1 protein-coding gene is annotated in these 1,309 nt (G+C 69.1%); it reads left to right on the forward strand.

The window, feature by feature from the left end; all coding sequences use genetic code 11:
• Position 1: 1 nt before the first annotated feature.
• A partial coding sequence (locus V6S85_RS26495) for a UDP-glucose dehydrogenase family protein (protein WP_334350810.1) occupies positions 2-1,309 on the forward strand: 1,308 nt, incomplete at its 3' end.

The following is a 1,309-nucleotide window of genomic DNA, read 5'->3' on the forward strand; positions in this document are numbered from 1 at the left end:
CATGCGCGTAGCGATGATTGGCACGGGCTATGTGGGCCTGGTGTCCGGGGCGTGCTTTGCGGACTTCGGTCACGTGGTGACGTGCATCGACAAGGATCCGCGCAAGATCTCGCGGCTGCTGGCCGGCGAGATCCCGATCTACGAGCCGGGTCTGGACGACCTTGTGGCCCGCAACGTGCGCGAGGGCCGGCTGTCGTTCACGCTGGAGGGCGCCCAGGCGATCAAGGACGCCGACGCGGTGTTCATCGCCGTGGGCACGCCGACGCGTCGCGGCGACGGCCATGCCGACCTCTCCTACGTCTACGCCGCGGCCGAGGAGATCGCCGGCCTGATCGACGGCTTCACGGTGGTGGTCACCAAGTCGACCGTGCCGGTGGGCACCGGCGACGAGGTCGAGGCGATCATCAAGCGGGTCAATCCGGCCGCCCAGTTCGCCGTGGTCTCCAATCCGGAGTTCCTGCGCGAAGGCGCGGCCATCGAGGACTTCAAGCGCCCCGACCGCGTGGTGGTCGGCGCCGAGGACGAGCGGGCCCAGGCGGTGATGCGCGAGCTCTACCGCCCCTTGAGCCTCAACGAGACCCCGATCGTCTTCACCGGCCGCCGCACCAGCGAGCTGATCAAGTACGCCGCCAACGCCTTCCTGGCGATGAAGATCACCTTCATCAACGAGATGGCCGACCTGTGCGAAAAGGTCGGGGCCGACGTGCAGCAGGTGGCCAAGGGCATCGGCCTGGACAAGCGGATCGGGGGCAAGTTCCTCAACGCCGGCCCCGGCTACGGCGGCTCGTGCTTCCCCAAGGACACCATCGCCCTGGTCAAGACCGCCGCCGACTACGGCGCGCCGACCCGGCTGATCGAGACCACGGTCGAGGTCAACACCGCCCGCAAGAAGGCCATGGCCGACAAGGTCGCGGCCGTGCTGGGCACGGAAGACCTCTCGGGCAAGACCGTCGGCGTGCTGGGCGTGACCTTCAAGCCCAACACCGACGACATGCGCGACGCCCCCAGCCTCGACATCCTGCCAGCCCTGCAGGCCAAGGGCGCCAAGGTCCGCGCCTTCGATCCGGAAGGCCGCCACGAGGCCGAAGCCCTGCTGCCGGGCGTGGAGTTCGTCGCCGGCCCCTACGAGGCCGCCGACCAGGCCGACGTGCTGCTGATCCTCACCGAGTGGGACCAGTTCCGCGCCCTCGACCTGGAACGCCTCAAGAGCCTGCTGGCCGCCCCCGTCGTCGTCGACCTGCGCAACGTCTACAAGCCCCACGAAATGGTCCGCCACGGCTTCACCTACGCCTCGGTGGGGCGCGGGGCG

The organism is Caulobacter sp. CCNWLW153 (assembly GCF_036889365.1).
GTDB classification, from domain to species: domain Bacteria; phylum Pseudomonadota; class Alphaproteobacteria; order Caulobacterales; family Caulobacteraceae; genus Caulobacter; species Caulobacter radicis.